This window comes from Nocardiopsis sp. NPDC050513, from assembly GCF_044457925.1.
Taxonomy (GTDB): Bacteria; Actinomycetota; Actinomycetes; order Streptosporangiales; family Streptosporangiaceae; genus Nocardiopsis.
In genome coordinates this window covers 38769-54323 of record NZ_JBITHK010000006.1, presented here as the reverse complement: position 1 = coordinate 54323, position 15555 = coordinate 38769, and the positions used below count along the sequence as shown (strand labels likewise).

General features: G+C 69.4%; 14 protein-coding genes, 1 tRNA gene and 3 pseudogenes. 12 read left to right on the top strand and 6 right to left on the bottom strand.

Going from position 1 to position 15555, the window contains the following annotated elements:
* Positions 1 to 13 precede the first annotated feature (13 nt).
* A complete protein-coding gene (locus ACIBFB_RS12595; RefSeq protein ID WP_397229370.1) occupies positions 14 to 547 on the top strand; it encodes a hypothetical protein in 534 nt (177 codons plus the stop codon).
* Between the two features lie 87 nt (positions 548 to 634).
* Here ACIBFB_RS12595 and ACIBFB_RS12590 read toward each other — a convergent pair whose 3' ends face one another.
* The 3 genes from ACIBFB_RS12590 to ACIBFB_RS12580 all read right to left on the bottom strand — a co-directional run bounded on the left by ACIBFB_RS12590 (position 635) and on the right by ACIBFB_RS12580 (position 3365).
* A complete protein-coding gene (locus ACIBFB_RS12590) occupies positions 635 to 1543 on the bottom strand; it encodes a hypothetical protein (RefSeq protein WP_397229368.1) in 909 nt (302 codons plus the stop codon).
* Positions 1544 to 1701: 158 nt separating this feature from the next.
* Positions 1702 to 2997 carry a relaxase/mobilization nuclease domain-containing protein gene (locus tag ACIBFB_RS12585; protein ID WP_397229365.1) on the bottom strand — a complete coding sequence of 432 codons (1296 nt, stop codon included), beginning with the start codon at positions 2995 to 2997 and terminating at the stop codon, positions 1702 to 1704.
* A complete protein-coding gene (locus ACIBFB_RS12580; RefSeq protein ID WP_397229363.1) occupies positions 2994 to 3365 on the bottom strand; it encodes a hypothetical protein in 372 nt (123 codons plus the stop codon). Before ACIBFB_RS12580 ends, ACIBFB_RS12585 begins: the two co-directional genes overlap by 4 nt.
* A 655-nt stretch (positions 3366 to 4020) precedes the next feature.
* On the opposite strand from ACIBFB_RS12580, the gene ACIBFB_RS12575 reads away from it, so the two are divergent.
* From ACIBFB_RS12575 to ACIBFB_RS12555, 5 genes and pseudogenes are all read left to right on the top strand, one after another.
* Entirely contained in the window at positions 4021 to 4593 is a 573-nt protein-coding gene (locus ACIBFB_RS12575; protein WP_397229361.1) for a hypothetical protein, read from the top strand.
* A 52-nt stretch (positions 4594 to 4645) separates the two neighbouring features.
* Entirely contained in the window at positions 4646 to 5464 is an 819-nt protein-coding gene (locus ACIBFB_RS12570; protein ID WP_397229359.1) for a protein phosphatase 2C domain-containing protein, read from the top strand.
* Between the two features lie 124 nt (positions 5465 to 5588).
* A pseudogene (locus ACIBFB_RS12565) lies at positions 5589 to 5991 on the top strand (plasmid replication, integration and excision activator).
* 101 nt (positions 5992 to 6092) lie between these two features.
* Positions 6093 to 6344: a hypothetical protein gene (locus tag ACIBFB_RS12560; protein ID WP_397229357.1), complete on the top strand. Its 252-nt coding sequence runs from the start codon at positions 6093 to 6095 to the stop codon at positions 6342 to 6344.
* Between the two features lie 77 nt (positions 6345 to 6421).
* Positions 6422 to 7730, top strand: a pseudogene (locus tag ACIBFB_RS12555) (cell division protein FtsK).
* A 221-nt stretch (positions 7731 to 7951) separates the two neighbouring features.
* Here ACIBFB_RS12555 and ACIBFB_RS12550 read toward each other — a convergent pair.
* On the bottom strand, positions 7952 to 8191 hold the full coding sequence (locus ACIBFB_RS12550) for a hypothetical protein (protein ID WP_397229355.1): 240 nt from the start codon (positions 8189 to 8191) through the stop codon (positions 7952 to 7954).
* Positions 8192 to 8232: 41 nt separating this feature from the next.
* Here ACIBFB_RS12550 and ACIBFB_RS12545 point away from each other — a divergent pair.
* Positions 8233 to 9913 (top strand): annotated as a pseudogene (locus tag ACIBFB_RS12545) (replication initiator).
* A gap of 136 nt (positions 9914 to 10049) precedes the next feature.
* Positions 10050 to 10181, top strand: coding sequence for a hypothetical protein (locus ACIBFB_RS12540; RefSeq protein ID WP_397229353.1), 132 nt, complete (start codon positions 10050 to 10052; stop codon positions 10179 to 10181).
* 102 nt (positions 10182 to 10283) lie between these two features.
* Here the strand turns inward: ACIBFB_RS12540 and ACIBFB_RS12535 are convergent.
* Positions 10284 to 10354: transfer RNA gene (locus ACIBFB_RS12535), tRNA-Gly, on the bottom strand.
* 140 nt (positions 10355 to 10494) lie between these two features.
* Between ACIBFB_RS12535 and dcd the strand changes: the two genes are divergently transcribed.
* From dcd to ACIBFB_RS12515, 4 genes are all read left to right on the top strand, one after another.
* Complete coding sequence (gene dcd / locus ACIBFB_RS12530; protein WP_358573057.1) at positions 10495 to 11085, top strand: dCTP deaminase; 591 nt, start codon at positions 10495 to 10497, stop codon at positions 11083 to 11085.
* A 433-nt stretch (positions 11086 to 11518) separates the two neighbouring features.
* Complete coding sequence (locus tag ACIBFB_RS12525; protein ID WP_397229946.1) at positions 11519 to 12514, top strand: glycine betaine/L-proline ABC transporter ATP-binding protein; 996 nt, start codon at positions 11519 to 11521, stop codon at positions 12512 to 12514.
* Positions 12511 to 13746 carry an ABC transporter permease gene (locus ACIBFB_RS12520; RefSeq protein WP_397229350.1) on the top strand — a complete coding sequence of 412 codons (1236 nt, stop codon included), beginning with the start codon at positions 12511 to 12513 and terminating at the stop codon, positions 13744 to 13746. The genes ACIBFB_RS12525 and ACIBFB_RS12520 overlap by 4 nt, the downstream gene beginning before the upstream one ends.
* 35 nt (positions 13747 to 13781) lie before the next feature.
* Positions 13782 to 14711: a glycine betaine ABC transporter substrate-binding protein gene (locus tag ACIBFB_RS12515; protein WP_397229348.1), complete on the top strand. Its 930-nt coding sequence runs from the start codon at positions 13782 to 13784 to the stop codon at positions 14709 to 14711.
* A gap of 107 nt (positions 14712 to 14818) precedes the next feature.
* Here ACIBFB_RS12515 and ACIBFB_RS12510 read toward each other — a convergent pair whose 3' ends face one another.
* Positions 14819 to 15433: a rhomboid family intramembrane serine protease gene (locus ACIBFB_RS12510; protein WP_397229346.1), complete on the bottom strand. Its 615-nt coding sequence runs from the start codon at positions 15431 to 15433 to the stop codon at positions 14819 to 14821.
* Positions 15434 to 15555 lie beyond the last annotated feature (122 nt).

The window sequence follows — 15555 nt, the reverse complement described above, 5'->3', positions numbered from 1 at the left end:
GAAGGACGAGGATATGAGCGCTGAGGATCCGCGCCCCTACTGGCTGGTTCCCGCCCGCGACCTGGACCCGTCGGCGGGGGACTACGAGCGGGTCCGGCCGCTGACCGCGGCCGAGCGGAGCGACCTGCGGCGGAGGCTGAACGGGCCTGGCGGCGCCCGCCAGGCGCTGAACGCCTCCGAGCGCGACCACCTGGCCCGGGTCCCAGCGGTGAGGGACGCGGGTCGGGTTCGGGCCGTGCGCCGCGCTCTCCGCACGGCCGGGCGCGCGGACGAGTACGCGGCGGGCGTCGCCGCGGCGCTGGCCTTCGCCGCGGGCGACGAGTCCGAGGGGCCCGTGTCGGGGGAGCGGCCGGGGACTCAGCCGCCCGTCGGAGGCGACCTGGGGGCGGAGGAGGCGCTGGCGCAGCGGCTCCTGCGCGGGCAGCCGCTGGCCGCGGACCGGCCGCGGGCGCGTTCGCGGGCTTTCCTGGTCGGTGTCGAGCACTCGCTGATGTGGTTGCAGTGCCGTACCGACGACCCGCCTGTTGCGCCGGAGGAGAGCGGGTGAGCGGACGGTCGGGTCGGTGCCGGGGCGCGCCGGGATGAGCGGCTGTTCCGCGTTGACGCGACCCCCGGGACGGCCCCTCCGGTTTCGTCAGGGCCGGTTGAGTTCGGCCCGGAACTCCCGGTACTCCTCCTGGGTGATGCCGTTCCTCCTCACCAGCTCCGCCATCCGGCTCCGGGCCTGGTCGCGGTGCTCCTGCGGCAGTGTGTGGTCGCGGGCCTGCTCGTTGAGCGCGTGCAGCCGCGCCAGCAGCCGGTCACGCGTCTGCTCCGTTTCGAGCGGTTCGGGGTCGGCGGAGAAGCCGTCCACTGGCTCCTCGGCACCGCTGTCTCCGACGGACGCCAGACGCCAGAACCGCTCGTCGTCGCGGGCCGGGGCCGCGATCGGGTGCCGCGCGGGGGTCGTGGGGCACTCGTCGCGGGTGAAGACGTCCGGGGCCGCGGCCATCACCTCGACCAGGGTGTGCCGGAAGTCGGTCTCGTGGTGGGAGCGGCGTCCAGAGTGCTCGTAGGCCTGCCGGTAGGCCACGTGGAGCATGCTCAGGTCCTGGAGGAGTTCGGGGTGGTAGGCCCAGCACCACTGGAGTCGCCGCTGGGTCCACGGCCAACGGGTGAAGAGCACGTCGCGCACCCACGCGCCCAGCAGGGCGACCGACCGCTGCCGTTCCTCGTCGCTCATGGCCGACCAGTTCCACGGCTGGGGCGGACCCTCCCTGTCGCCCTCGCCCAGGTCAGCGACGGCGGCGGCCAGGTCGCGGACCTGCCCGGCCAGCTCCTCGACCACCTGCAGGCGCTCCAGGGCCGATTCCATCGTCCGGGTCAGGCGGTCGTCCTGGTCTCCGAGTTCCGTGACGGCCGTGTCGAGACGGGCGCCGAGCCTGCCCAGGTCGGTGCTGAGGACCGAGACGGTGTTCAGCACGGCCGAGAGGGCGGCGTCCGCGTCGTTCGGGCCCTGGGCGCGTGTCCCCGCCAGGCCCTCCCACAGTTCTCCTTCAGACATCTTCCTCCGTCAGGGTCGTTCCGGGAACGCGCGTCGGCACGCCGCCGCGACGGGGACATGACCCGCTCGGCCCGACGGCGGAACACGCTCGGGGCCGGCATGACCGGATGGATCCGGCCCGCTCTCCGCAACGTACAGGTGGGTCCGCCCGGGAGAGCTCACCCAAGAGCCCGCCTCAGACCCTCGGCCACCAGGTGGGCCGATCGCTCCTGCGGCCCCCAGGCACAGGTCTGGTACCAGTCGGCGACCTGCCCCGTCATCCGGGCGAGTTCCTCCACGGCGTCACGACAGCCGCTCGCATCCCGTCGGCTCCCCGCACCGGAGGGAGCGGAGGCCCCCAACGAACGGGCCGCCTCGCGCAGCCGGACCGCGGAGGGGAACGGGGCGGCGCCCACCGGCGGACGGCCCGCATGGCTCCACGTCTGCTCTGCCGTGCCCAGCGCGTCCGCGAACCGCGCGGGGGCGACCGCCGCGGCCACGGTGAGGACGTCGCCCAGGGCCGCCGCGCCCGCGGCCCGCGCCCCCTCGCCCGCGGTCGCCCACGCCGCGGACAGGTCGCGCACCGCCGCGGCCACCCCGGCCCAGGGACTGCCCATGTCCACCGTGGCAGGAGAGTCGGGTGTGTCGGCGAACCGGGCCCGTACGCGGGGCAGGGACAGGTCCGGGGCCAGGGCGGTTCCGGAGTACCAGACTGGTTCGCCGTCGGGGGCGGTGTCGCCGGGCAGGGCCAGCGCGTACCCCGCCGGGTCCTGACCCTGTGCGGTCTCGCGCAGACGCACCAGCGCTCCGGTGGAGCGCACCGCGTCGAGGAACTCCTGCTCGGTGCGGGAGGCGGCCGCGGCCCGCCGGGCCAGGCGCTCCAGCACCGCGCGTGAGGGCCGCGCACGCCCGTCGCGTCGCGCTTTCTCCGTTTCCCCGCGGGTGGGTGAGGGGGCGGAGGTGTTGTCGGAGGCGCTGGTGGGGCGCAACTGCAGTTCGTCCTCCAAAGCGCGGCACGCATCGCGCAGTCGCAGCGCGTCGTTGTGGATGTGGGGGTTGGTGTCGTCCTGGCGGGCCAGGGTGGCGAGCAGGTGGATGTGGTGGCTGTCGGCGCCGTCGTGGCGCAGGGCCACCCACCGGCAGCCGCGGTCGTCGCCCAGGGGGGCGACTCCGCCGGCGGCGGCGATCTTGCGCGCCACGTGGTCCCACTCGGTGTCGGTGAGGGGGCGGTCGGTGGGGGCCACGCGCACGGCGCAGTGCCACACGTGGCGGCGTACTTCCGGGCGGACGAACCGGTCCAGGCGGCGCGCGAGCACGGACAGGTCGGCGTCGGGGTCGCGGCCGGGGTCGGGCACGCCCAGGGTGCGCCAGGCGGCGACCAGGTGGGGGTCGGTGTGTTCGTTGGCGCGGCCGGGCCCGTACAGGTAGCGGAGCAGGCCCAGGGTGTCCTGGCCGCGCATGACCTTGGCGATCACCGGTGTGCGTCCGCGACGGCGTCGCCGGCGTTCTCCAGGGTCTCCACCGCGCAGGCGATGGTCGTGACCACGCGAGCGAGCCCCTCAGGGTCGGTGGTCGCGCGCAGGTCGGTGTGCAGGCGTTCCAGGGCGGTGACGGCGTCGTTGAGGGCGATGAGGGTCTGGCGGGCGTCGGGGGTGGTGTCCAGGGTGTGGCGGGCCACGCCCAGGGCGGCGTGGGCGGCGAACCCGCTCAGGGTCATGGCCTGGTCCTTGGCCGCGCGGGTGAGGAGTTCGTGTTCGTCGTCGCTGAGGCTGAGCTTGACGTAGTTGTCGCGGCGCACCCCGGTCCTGCGGTTACCGCGCCTGCGCTGCTGCGACTCTGCCATCACCGACCCCCGTGTCGTTCGGCCGTTTTTGCAAGGGATGCCCTTGATCATGGCGGATGCGTACCCATCGGCCAACACCGAGGCTGGTCATCCCGGGCGGAGGGTCCGCCGGAGCGCCGCTCCCTCCCGCGGGTCTGCGCGTGACCGCGCGAAGCGGTTCCCAGCAGCGCGGGAAGGCATCGAGGCGTTCACCGGTGAGCCCGGTTTCCCGCCCACATCGATGCCGGGGCTCTGGCCGCCTGCGCAGATCGGTTACCAGCACCATCGTCAGGTTCGCGATCCCCGCGACACACATGGGCACTCCGTCTCCTCGCCGGTGTGGTGCACCCGCGCGGGCGCACCAGCTGGATGGAATCGCTTTCGGAGCCGCAGATCATTGGAATCGAGTGACTGCGGGCGCTCGGAAAAGGCTGTCCGCGGCGGGCTTGCGGGGCCCTCATCCCTCGTCTCCTTCAACCAGACGCGGCTCTGAAGCTCCTGTCACCCGCGTGTTGTGGATGACGACCGATGGAACACAGCGATGGCTGAGTCTGGATGTGTTCGTCGAGCTGCGCTTTCCTGGGGCTCGTGCGTGTTCCGGGACCCGTTTTCTGCACCATTTCACCCACAGTGGCACGCTGGTGTCTTGCTGGTAGACCGTGGAGGGGTGTAACCGATGGATCCGATCGTGATCGGTGGTTTGGCGGGCGCGGTCGGCAGTGTGGTGACAGCTCTCACCACGCAGCCGTTCGCGCACCGCATCAAGGCGCAGGCGCTCAGGCACGCCGATCACACGCGTCTGGAGCAGCAGCGGTCTGAAGAAACCCGGGCTCAGGAGGAACAAAGGCGGTCTGGCTACGTTGCGCTCAATTCCGCCGCCAGAGAGTTCCTCACAGCCCTGACCGATCTCCTGCACACCGTGGAGTTGGATGAACCGCGTGACAGCGAGCGGGAGGCGCTGGAGCGGACCCGCGCAGCACACAGGCTTTGCTATGCCGAGGCGCAGCTCTGGGTGAATGAGGACATCCTTGATGCTGTATCCGAGGCCAACCAGAGCCTGATGGGGCTCTTCGGTCACGTGAAACGACTCGACAGCGGGAACCCCAGAGCTGGGGAGACTCTGGAGTCCGCCGAGGCCGAGCGCCAGGAAGCATGGGCACGGCTGGTGGAGCTGCGCCTTCTGATGCGTGCTGACCTCGGAGTGGGGAAGCTCGTCGTACAGGCGGATGAAGAGACCGCGCACGTGTAGCCGTGTGGATCTCCACGTGCGCGTCTCCAGAGCCACGACCAGGACTGAGCCCGTGCCCTTCCTTCTAGCCACCGCCCCCGGCAACCCCGACCGCGACAACGAGGACTTCGCGGCCGTCACGACCAACGGGGCCGTGCTGCTGGACGGAGCCAGTGCCCCCAAAGGGATCGACATCGGCTGTACGCACGGCGTGGCCTGGTTCACGCGCCGCCTGGGCGGACTCCTGCTGGCCGGACTCACGGGCGACCAACCCCTGAGGGACGTGCTCGCCGAGTCGATCACCACCGTGTCCTCACTCCACGGAGACGGTTGCGATCTGACCAACCAGGAAACGCCCTCGGCCACCGTGGTCCTGGTCCGCTTCGCCGGTGACCGCGTGGACTACCTGGTCTTGTCGGACTCGGTGCTCCTGTCCAAAGGCACCGACGGGACGGTCAACGACATCACCGACACCCGTCTTGACGACCTGAAGTGGAAGCTGGCCGCCGCCCCCTTCACCACCATCGAGGGCACCCCCGAACGCCGGGCCGAACTCCACGAACGGGCTCACGCCATCCGGGCCTACCGCAACGTCCCCGGCGGGTTCTGGACCGCCGGCGCCGACCCTCGCGCGGCGGCCGAAGCCCTGACCGGTTCCCTGTCCCTGGACGCGTTGGTCGGGTTCGCCGCGATGACGGACGGGGCCACGCGCGGGGTGGAGGTCTTCGACGCCCAGACCTGGGTCGACTGCTACACCCTCGCCGTCAAGGACGGCCCCGCCGCGCTCATCGACTACGTGCGCACACTGGAAGCAAGTGACGCTGACCAGCGTGAATACACGCGCGGCAAGCTCCATGACGACGCCACCGTCGTCACGTGGACCCCTGCCTGATTAGCCCCCAGACAATCGCCTCGCCGTGCTGTCACCTTCGTGCCCAGCCCCCTAGACAACTGTCTTCGGTGGCGTCGCCACTGAGTGTCTAGGGGGGTCGACAGAGCTGAGAAGAGGCTGATTGGTGGCTATTCAGGGTGCGTTGCCGGTTCGGGACGGTGTTCCCGCTCGGTGCCTTCGCCCTTGGGGTGAAGGCGATCACGGACTTCGAGACCAAGCGTCCGCAGATGGACAAGGACTCGGGGTTGCCGCTGTGGGCGGTGGACATGATCGACGCCGACCCCGAAGCGCGGGGCAAGGCCAAGTCGGTGAAGGTCAAGGTCGCCGCCGAGGTCTGCCCGACCCTGCCGGACGAGGTTCCTGGGCTGCCGTTCCGACCGATCGAGTTCGAGGCGATGGCGGTCATGCCCTACGTGGACGACAACGGCCGCCGCCCCCGGGTGGCGTACTCGCTGCGTGCCCGTGGTGTGAAGGCTCCCGGTGGCGCTGCTGGTGGCCGTCGCGCACCGGCCAAGGAAGCGGCGTGACCGCCTCCTGACAAGTAAGCGGGGCGGTCTGGTGCGCCAACACCTAGCCGCCCCTGAACCCCTCCTGCGACTGCGAAATCTCAGAAGAGGTGTCTTCAAGTATGTCCGACAACAGGTCTGACCTGTCCACCTTGACCGGCCCGCGGTTGGTCCGGCTGTTCCTCGACGCGGTCGACTCCCACCCCTCCACCGACGCCGAGCGCGCCGAGTTCTTCGACTTCAAGGCCCGTGTGTTCGCCACGCTCGCGGACCGGGACGACAACCCGGACACGGTCAAGGCCGCTGCCCGTGCCCGCGCTGACCGTGACCGGATCCTGGCGCGGATCGAAGACGCGATAGGCGGTGACCGCTGATGGCGAAGATCGGTACCCCTCAAACATCCCCGACGCTGTCGACCCCGGCCCAGGGGGTGCGATAGACGACTCCGATCGTGGAGACGCCGGGGATCGTGGTCCTAGGCTCGTGGATATGGAGGCTGACCCGGTTCCTGGTCACCCTGCCGTTCCGCTTCGCGGTCCTCGTGGCGAATGCCTCGGTGTCGTTCGGCGACTGGTGGTGGCTGGGCTGGCCCGGTCTGGTCGGACTGTGGGGAGCGGCTGCGGTCGCGTCGCTGGTGTGGTGGCGCACCTGGCCCGACTCCTACCGGAGCTGGATCACGCTTCGCCTGCTCGCCTGGTGGCGGCACGTGGCGGTCTACCGCCGCCACTGGCAACCCGTGCTGGTGATCTCCGGGCTGGCCGAGTCCTACCAGGAACGCCGCTACCTCCCCCGCATCCGCCGCGTCACCTGCTAGGAATGGGCTGACCGGGTCCGGGTCTCCCTGGTAGCCGGGACGTCTCCTGTGGAGTTCGAGACCCGGGTGGCCGAGCTGGCGCACGGATTCGGTGCCCCGTCCTGCCGTGTGGTGGTGGAGGGGCCACGCAAAATCGTCCTGGAGTTCCCCCGACAGGACACCCTCGCCGGAACCCCTGGACGCCCTCGACGTGTCGGACAGGGTGGATCTGTCCGCGCTGCCGGTTGGCGTGAGGGAGGACGGCTCTCAGTGGCGGCTTCGCCTCCACGGGACGCATGTGCTGGTGGCGGGGGTGACCGGGTCCGGGAAGGGGTCGGTGATCTGGTCGACCATCCGTGCGATGCTCCCCGCCATCGCGGACGGGACGGCGCGAGTGTGGGCGACCGACCCCAAACGGATGGAACTGTCCTACGGCCGGTCCTTGTTCGCCCGGTACGCCGATGACGGCGAGTCCGCGGTGAAGGTGTTGGAATCAGCGGTGGCCGACATGCAGGACCGGGCGCGTCGGTACGCGGGCAAGCAGCGGTCTCACGTCCCCACGGTGACGGATCCGTTCGTGTTGGTGGTGCTGGACGAGGTGGCGTTCCTGACCGCCTACCACCCCGACCGCGACGTGCGCCGCCGCGCCGAGAACGCCATAGCCACCCTCACCTCACAAGGCCGTTCGGTCGGCTTCGCGGTCCTGGCCGCTCTCCAGGACCCCCGCAAGGAGGTGATGAACCTGCGCAACCTGTTCCCCGACAAGGTCGCCCTGCGGCTGGACGAGGCGTCCCAGGTCGACATGATCCTCGGCGAGGGTGCCCGCGACCGGGGGGCGAACGCGCACCTGATCGACCCCGGCCTTCCCGGGGTGGGCTACATCCGGATGGAGGGCTCACCGGCACCCATGAGGGTGCGGGCCGCGTACGTCTCGGACGACGACATCACCGCCATGACCGACGCTTAAGGGTCTGAATCTGAGGAGGCGGAGGGATGACCGTGTCTACGTCGGTACCACTCAGCCCACAGGAACACCAGCGCGAACCAGACCCCCATACCAGCGAATGCCGCCAACAGACCGACGTTGATCGACAGCATCCCGAACAGCAACATCCCTGGGAAGGTCATCCAGAACATGAGGCGTTGTGGTGCGTCCATGGCGCAACCCTAGATCGACGTCAGGTGGGGCTACGGGGTGGATTTCTCCTTCGGGCTCTGGGTGGCCTGATGTTCCAGGTACTCATGCATCGAGCGCCTGTACTTGCTGGTGTCGCGGACCAGGAACCACAGGAACAGCAGCCAGCAAAAGGGCAGGACCTTCCACCGGCCGTCCTCGAAGACCCACATGTGCCAACCCAGGAAGGGGATGAAGGCCAGGCACCCAATCCAGTGGAAGATCATGCCGGTCTTCGGTCTTTGGGGCTGCATGCGGTGGGGGTCTCCCGCTCTGTGGTCGTGGGGGTGGGTTGATGCCGACTCCTACCGGTAAGTCGACCCGTGCCGAACGGCTCGCGCAACCCCTGGTCCGTGAGGTCGCCGAACAGGTCGTTGCCGACCACGGGGTGTGCATCCGCCCGGTGTCCCTTCGACGCACCGACATCGCCACCGGTGCCACCGAGATCGTGGACGTCCCGTGCGGGTCCACGCTCGAATCCCGCTGCCCTGCCTGCGCCAAACGGAAACGGTCGTTTCGGCGGACGCAGTGTGAGGAGGGGCGGCATCTGGCTGAGGAACCCGTGGTGGAGCCTGACCCGCCCTCGGAGGTGCAACGCTCGTGGGTGGAACAGCGCGCCGTGGTCACCGCCGAACGGGACCGACTCGCCGTGTCCGGGGACGCCTCGGCGGAGGACCTGGCCGCACTGGACGCGGCTATCTCGGACCTGGACGAGGAGATCAACGCCTCCGGGCTGCGGGGCTCGGTCACCCGTTCGGGCTCCTCCTCGTCGGGGTCGCGTCGAGTGCGCTCGACTCGTCGTCGGCAGGATGCCCCGGACCTTCCCAAGCGGCCGATGACCCGGAAGACGGTCGGGCGGGCCTACACCGATCCGAACACGGGCAGGGTGTTCCGGCCGTCGCTGTTCATCACGCTCACCCTCGACTCCTACGGGCGGGTGAAGTCGGACGGCACCCCGGTTGACCCGTCCACGTACGACTACCGGCGGGCGGCTCGGGACGCGCTGCACTTCTCCAAGCTCGTGGATCGGTTCGTGCAGAACCTCCGCCGGGTCGCCGGATTCGACGTGCAGTACTTCGCGGCCGTCGAACCCCAACGCCGGTTGGCCCCACACCTGCACATGGCCACCAGGGGGACGATCCCCCGGGCCGAGCTGCGCCAGATCGCCGCCGCCACCTACCACCAGGTGTGGTGGCCTCCGGCCGATCGCGTGGCCTTCGACGGTGACCGCTTGCCGGTGTGGGACGAATCCGCAGGGACCTACCTCGACCCGACCACGGGCGAACTCCTGCCCCCCTGGGACGAGGCGTTGGACGCTCTGGGCGAGGATCCGGACGCCGAACCCCATCATGTGGTGCGGTTCGGCCGCCAAGTCGACGCCAAAGGCGTTGTCGCTGGTTCGGCGGACGCTGACCGGTGCGTCCGGTACCTCGCGAAGTACCTCACCAAGGACATCGCCGAGTGCCACGAAGTGGAGTCCCTGACGCAGGAACAGCACGTGGACCGACTCCTGGACGCGCTGCGGTTCGAACCGTGCTCGCCCCGGTGCGCGAACTGGCTCCGCTACGGCATCCAATCCGACCAGCCCAAGGCGGGACTCCGCCCGGGGTTCTGCCGGTCCAAGGCACACCGCCGCGAACACCTGGGCTACGCGGGCCGCCGCGTCCCTGGTCTCGCGCAAGTGGTCGGGCAAGACCCTCGCCGACCACAAAGCCGACCGGCTCACCTGGGTCCTCAACGCGCTCGGCGTCGATCCCGTCGACGAGGACCAGGGCGACGAGAACGACCCCCGTCTACCAGCGCTGGCCTCGGTCAACTCCGGCCAATTCGCGTGGGAACTGGCTCGTCCCACCGATCCCGACGTGGCTCCCCGGGAACGGCGACTCCTCCGGGCGGTGGGCGAATCCCTCAAGCGCCGCGCCCAGCTCGACGCGGCACGTACCTCCGAACGTTCGGCAATGGAAAGGGCTGCCTGATGGCGACCACGAAGACCCGTCCGACCGGCCGTCTGCTCACCGTGGCGCAGGCAGCCGAACGCATCCACACCTCCGAGCGTTACCCCCGTCGTCTGATCGAGGAAGGCGCATCACCTTCGTCCGCATCGGGCGGCATGTGCGCATCCCTGAGAACGCGCTCGAAGAGTTCCTGCTGGGGGAGAGGGCCGCCGAGGAACTGCGCAAGGCCCGCGAGAACGGCGGTGACGATGACGACGGGGATCCGCCCCTCGTCGGTGCCCGCGTCTGAGCATCGGGCACGTAGCGGGCACGCGGGGCGTGTGGAGCCCTAGGAAACATGTGAGGCCAGGTGTTCGGAAAACCCCGAATGACCTGGCCTAACATTGTTCGGAGCGGATGACGGGAATCGAACCCGCGTTATCAGCTTGGGAAGCTGAAGTTCTACCATTGAACTACATCCGCGTCGTCCCGCCGACGATCGTCATCGGCTGGCAACGAACGCCATCCTAGCCCAACTTCGGGCCCCGTAGGCAACTCGCCTTCGCGCCGGACCGCCGACCGGCCCGCTCCCGCGGCGTTCTCGCAGGCGGTAGGTTCGGAGCGTGCTGCTCTCCGATCGCGATATCAGGTCCGAAATCGACGCCGGGCGGGTCAGGATCGACCCCTTCGACCCCGGTCTCGTCCAGCCGTCCAGCATCGACGTCCGGCTGGACCGGTACTTCCGGGTGTTCGAGAACCACAAGTACCCGCACATCGACCCTTCGGTCGAGCAGCCGGACCTCACCCGGTTGGTCGAGACCGACGGCGACGAGGCGTTCGTCCTCCACCCGGGAGAGTTCGTCCTGGCGTCCACCTACGAGGTCGTCTCCCTTCCCGACGACATCGCGAGCCGTCTGGAGGGCAAGAGCTCCCTCGGCCGTCTCGGACTGCTCACCCATTCCACGGCCGGGTTCATCGACCCCGGCTTCTCCGGGCACGTGACCCTGGAGCTGTCCAACGTGGCGACCCTGCCGATCAAGCTCTACCCGGGCATGAAGATCGGCCAGCTGTGCATGTTCCGCCTCTCCTCCGCGGCCGAGCACCCCTACGGCTCCGCGCGGTACGGCTCCCGTTACCAGGGGCAGCGCGGTCCGACGCCCTCGCGCTCGCACCAGAACTTCATCCGCACGCCGATCCCCGTCGAGTCCGACTGACCGGAAGCGGCCACCCGGTCCGCGCGTTCTGACGCTATGGTCAGGGTTGGCCACGTTCCGTGGACGTGCGAACTCATCCGGTTGATGTGACCCATATCACGACAGAGAACCCAGTGGTGTAGATCACAACTGGGTCCTTCGTGTTGCCGCCATCCACCGCCACAGGTCGACGGACCGCTTTTATCCCGGTTAAACCTGTTATTTGCTAGTGACCTTCCAACTAAACCGCCGGTGTACATCTCGGTAAGGTGGCGCCCCGACGTGACACCAGGTGGCGGTCTCGCCCCGGTCCTCGGGGTGCGCACGCGGGGGCTCTGCGCCGATCCGCCGCCTGAGATGACCGCGGGTGGCGAAGGGACAACGTGTGCCCTGTCGGTCCTCGCGGCGGGACAGCCCCACAGAGGAGACCGTGCCAGCAGTACGCGCAGACAACCTGTACAAGGTGTTCGGAAGACAGTCGGGAGCAGCGGTCAGGCGGCTCTCCGACGGCAGCCACCGTGACACCATCGCCGACCTCAACGTGACCGCGGCCGTCATCGACGTCTCGTTCGAGGTCAAGCCCGGCGAGATCTTCGTCGTCATGGGCCTGTCGGGATCGGGGAAGTCCACACTCATCCGCATGCTCAACGGCCTCCTGGAGCCCACGGCGGGCACGGTCGAGGTCGACGGCGTCGACATCTCCGCCCTTCGCAAGAAGGACCTGCTCAGGTTGCGCGGCGAGAAGATCAGCATGGTCTTCCAGCACTTCGCCCTGCTTCCGCACCGCACGGTGTGCGCGAACGCCGCCTACGGCCTCGAACTGCGCGGGGTGCCCCGCGCCGAGCGCGAGCGCAAGGCACGCGAGACCCTCGACCTCGTCGGTCTCGGCGGCTGGGAGGACAAGCTCCCCCACCAGCTCTCCGGCGGCATGCAGCAGCGCGTCGGCCTGGCCCGCGCCTTGGCCGCCGACACCGACATCATCCTCATGGACGAGGCGTTCAGCGCCCTGGATCCGCTGATCCGCCGCGACATGCAGACCCAGCTCCTCGAGCTCCAGGAGACCCTGGGCAAGACGATCGTCTTCATCACGCACGACCTCAACGAGGCCATGCGCCTGGGCGACCGCATCTGCGTCCTGCGCGACGGCCGCGTCGCCCAGATCGGCACCGCCCAGGAGATCCTCAGCTCCCCGGCCAACGACTACGTCGAGCGTTTCATCGAGGACGTCGACCGCACCCGCGTGCTCACCGCCGCCTCCGCGCTGGACACCGACGTCATGGCCGACGCGGCGGCTCCCGAGGTCGGAGAGGACACCCCCATCGCCGACCTCTACGCGAGCCTCGTCGAGGTCGACCGCCTCCGGGTGGTCGCCGACGACGGACGGGAGATCGGAAGCGTGTGCCGCGACTCCGTGCTCTCCGCCCTCGCGGCAGGGAAGGAGAACGCGTGACACCCGTCGACTTTCCGCCGTCCCTTCCCCTCGGCGCTGGCTTCGAGGCCCTCAACCAGTGGCTCAAGACCCACTTCGGCGTGGTCTTCGACGTCATCGGCGAGTTCGTCAGCTGGGCCGTGGACGCGCTCTCGGGCTTCTTCGTCTCCCCGGCCGCCGGTCAACTCGCCTTCATCGCCGCGGTCATCATCGCGGTCCCGCTGCTCCGGACCCGGCGTGTCCCCCTGGTGGCCATCGTCGGCGTGGTCTCGGTGCTCTACATCCTCCACGCCCAGTTCGCCGTCGGCGACCTGTTCATCAACCGCGTCCTCCCGCCCGGGCCGGTCCTCTGGCTGATCGACGCCACGGGGGAGTACGCCGACGGCTACTTCGTCGTCTCCGTGCTCTTCCTGCTCGCCGTCACGGTGCTAGGGACGCTGGACGGGAGAACCCGAACGCGCACCGGCATCGTGGCGGGCGGCTGGACAGCGGCTGTCCTGCTCGGCTGGTTCCTCCTGCCGACCGCGGTGACGGAGCCGCGCGCGGTCCTCATGATCCTGCTGCTCAGCCTGCTCGCGCTCTCCGTGGCCGGCTGGAAGATGGGGCTGTTCGCACTGGTGGCGCTCTCCCTGGTGGCCTCCGTGGGCCAGTGGGCCAACGCCATGGACACGCTGGGCCTGGTTCTGGTGGCCAGTCTCATCGTCCTGGTGATCGCGCTCCCGATCGGCGTCCTGTCCGCGTACAACGACACGGTCAGCAGGATCGTCAAGCCGGTCCTCGACCTCATGCAGACGATGCCCGCCTTCGTCTACCTCATCCCGGCGGTCGTCTTCTTCTCGATCGGCTCCGTCCCCGGCGTGGTCGCGACCGTCGTCTTCGCCATGCCGCCGGGCGTTCGCCTCACGGAACTGGGCATCCGTCAGGTCGACAGGGAGCTGGTGGAGGCCGGTGAGGCGTTCGGCGCGCCCGGCCGCAAGATCCTGGCCGGGATCCAGATCCCCCTCGCCCTCCCCACGATCATGGCCGGCGTCAACCAGGTCATCATGCTCAGCCTCTCCATGGTCGTCATCGCGGGCATGGTCGGCGCCGGCGGCCTCGGCAACCAGGTCTACCAGGGCATCTCCCGCAACGACGGCGCCCTGGGCTTCGAGGCCGGCGTGGCCGTGGTCGTCCTGGCGATCTTCCTCGACCGCCTGACCGCCGCGATCACGCACAACTCCCCGCAGGCGCGCGCCGAGAGCGCGCGCTCGTGAGAGACCGACGAAGAAGTATCGAGGGAAGGAAGAGTATGAACGCGCGTCTGGCATCGCTCACGGCCCTGGGCCTGGGCAGCGCACTCCTGCTGACCGCCTGCGGCGGTGGCGGCGAGGACCTGACCGGCGGCTCGGGGGCCGAGGACGAGGGCACGGGCGGCGGTGCGATCAACATCGCCCTCATCCCGTGGGAGGAGGACATCGCGGCCACGAACCTGTGGCAGGTCCTGCTGGAGGAGAAGGGCTACGAGGTCACGGTCACCGAGCTCGACGTCGCGCCCATGTACCAGGGCACCGCCGACGGTGACATCGACCTGTTCCTCGACACCTGGCTTCCGGTGACCCACGCCGACTACTGGGAGGACTACGGCGACCAGCTGGAGGACCTGGGCTCCTGGTACGACAACGCCCGTCTGACGCTGACCGTCCCCGCCTACATGGAGGACGTCGACAGCATCGAGGACCTGCCCGGCATCGCCGAGGAGCTCGACAACCGCATCGTCGGCATCGAGTCGGGCTCCGGCCTGGTGCGCGTCACCAGGGAGGAGGCGATGCCGGGCTACGGTCTGGACGACTTCGAGCTGGTCGAGTCCTCCACGTCCGCGATGCTCGCCGAGCTGGACTCCGCCTACCAGGAGGAGGAGCCGATCGTCGTCACGCTGTGGCGTCCGCACATCGCCTACGCGCAGTACGACCTGAAGGACCTGGAGGACCCCGAGGGTCTGATGGGCGACGCGGAGAGCGTCCACGCGGTCGGCCGTGACGGCTTCGCCGAGGACTTCCCCGAGGTGGCGGCCTGGATCGAGGCGTTCGACCTGTCCGACGAGGAGCTCGGCGACCTCGAGGCGCTGACCCTCGACGAGTACGAGGACGACCCGCAGGAGGGCGCGCGCGTCTGGCTCTCCGAGAACCCCGAGTTCCTGGAGCGCACCCTGGGCGACGACGCGGAGGGCCTGGAGTTCTAGGCCCCCGCCGACGGGGCCGCGGTGGCGCCGGTGCCACCGCGGCGACGACGAACGGGCCGTCTCCCTTCGATGGGAGGCGGCCCGTTCCCGTGTGCGGCGTTCCGGGGTCAGGGAGCGTAGTAGCCGCCCTGCGAGCCGGGCTTCCACTGCTGGCTCTGGTTCTGGCGTTCCCGACGGGGGAGCAGGTAGGCGGCGAGCAGACCGCCCAGGAAGCCGAACAGGTGGGCCTGCCAGGAGACGCCGGGGTGCTGGGGCAGGACCCCCCAGATCATCGTCCCGTAGAAGAGGACCACACAGATCATGATCACGATGTCGATGGTCCTGCGCTCGATCAGGCCGCGCAGCACCGTGTAGCCGAAGTAGCCGAAGACGAGGCCGCTGGCGCCGACGGTGAGGGTGAGGGGCGAGCTGAACAACCAGATGCCGAGGCCGCTCACCAGGGCCACGATCAGGGTGGTCAGGAGGAACCGGCCGAGCCCGCTGAAGGCGACCAGGGACCCCAGCACCAGGAACGGTAGTGAGTTACCGATGATGTGCTGGAGGTTGCCGTGCATGAACGGTGCCGTGAGCACGGTCCAGGGGTCGGAGAAGGTCCAGGCGCGCAGCCCGAACTCCTGGTCGAGACCTCCGTTGAACAGGACGCTGTCGAGGATCTCGAAGACCCACATGGCCGCGAGCATCCCCGCTACGGTCAGGATGGCGGTGATTCTGGACTGCTTCACCCCATCGAGGGTAGATCACACGACCTTGCGGCGGTATGTCCCAGTGGTGTGTGGTGTCGGGTGGACGGGAGTGACCTGGGGGCTCACACCGTCCGCGCTCTGGGGAACGCCGTCGCCCGTCT

Excerpts from the sequence above, each read along its gene's own strand:
- ACIBFB_RS12595 (WP_397229370.1), top strand. The coding sequence starts at position 14 with ATGAGCGCTGAGGATCCGCGCCCCTACTGGCTGGTTCCCGCCCGCGAC.
- ACIBFB_RS12580 (WP_397229363.1), bottom strand. The coding sequence starts at position 3,365 with ATGGCAGAGTCGCAGCAGCGCAGGCGCGGTAACCGCAGGACCGGGGTG.
- ACIBFB_RS12550 (WP_397229355.1), bottom strand. The coding sequence starts at position 8,191 with ATGCAGCCCCAAAGACCGAAGACCGGCATGATCTTCCACTGGATTGGG.
- ACIBFB_RS12590 (WP_397229368.1), bottom strand. The coding sequence starts at position 1,543 with ATGTCTGAAGGAGAACTGTGGGAGGGCCTGGCGGGGACACGCGCCCAG.
- ACIBFB_RS12560 (WP_397229357.1), top strand. The coding sequence starts at position 6,093 with ATGTCCGACAACAGGTCTGACCTGTCCACCTTGACCGGCCCGCGGTTG.
- ACIBFB_RS12515 (WP_397229348.1), top strand. The coding sequence starts at position 13,782 with ATGAACGCGCGTCTGGCATCGCTCACGGCCCTGGGCCTGGGCAGCGCA.
- ACIBFB_RS12575 (WP_397229361.1), top strand. The coding sequence starts at position 4,021 with ATGGATCCGATCGTGATCGGTGGTTTGGCGGGCGCGGTCGGCAGTGTG.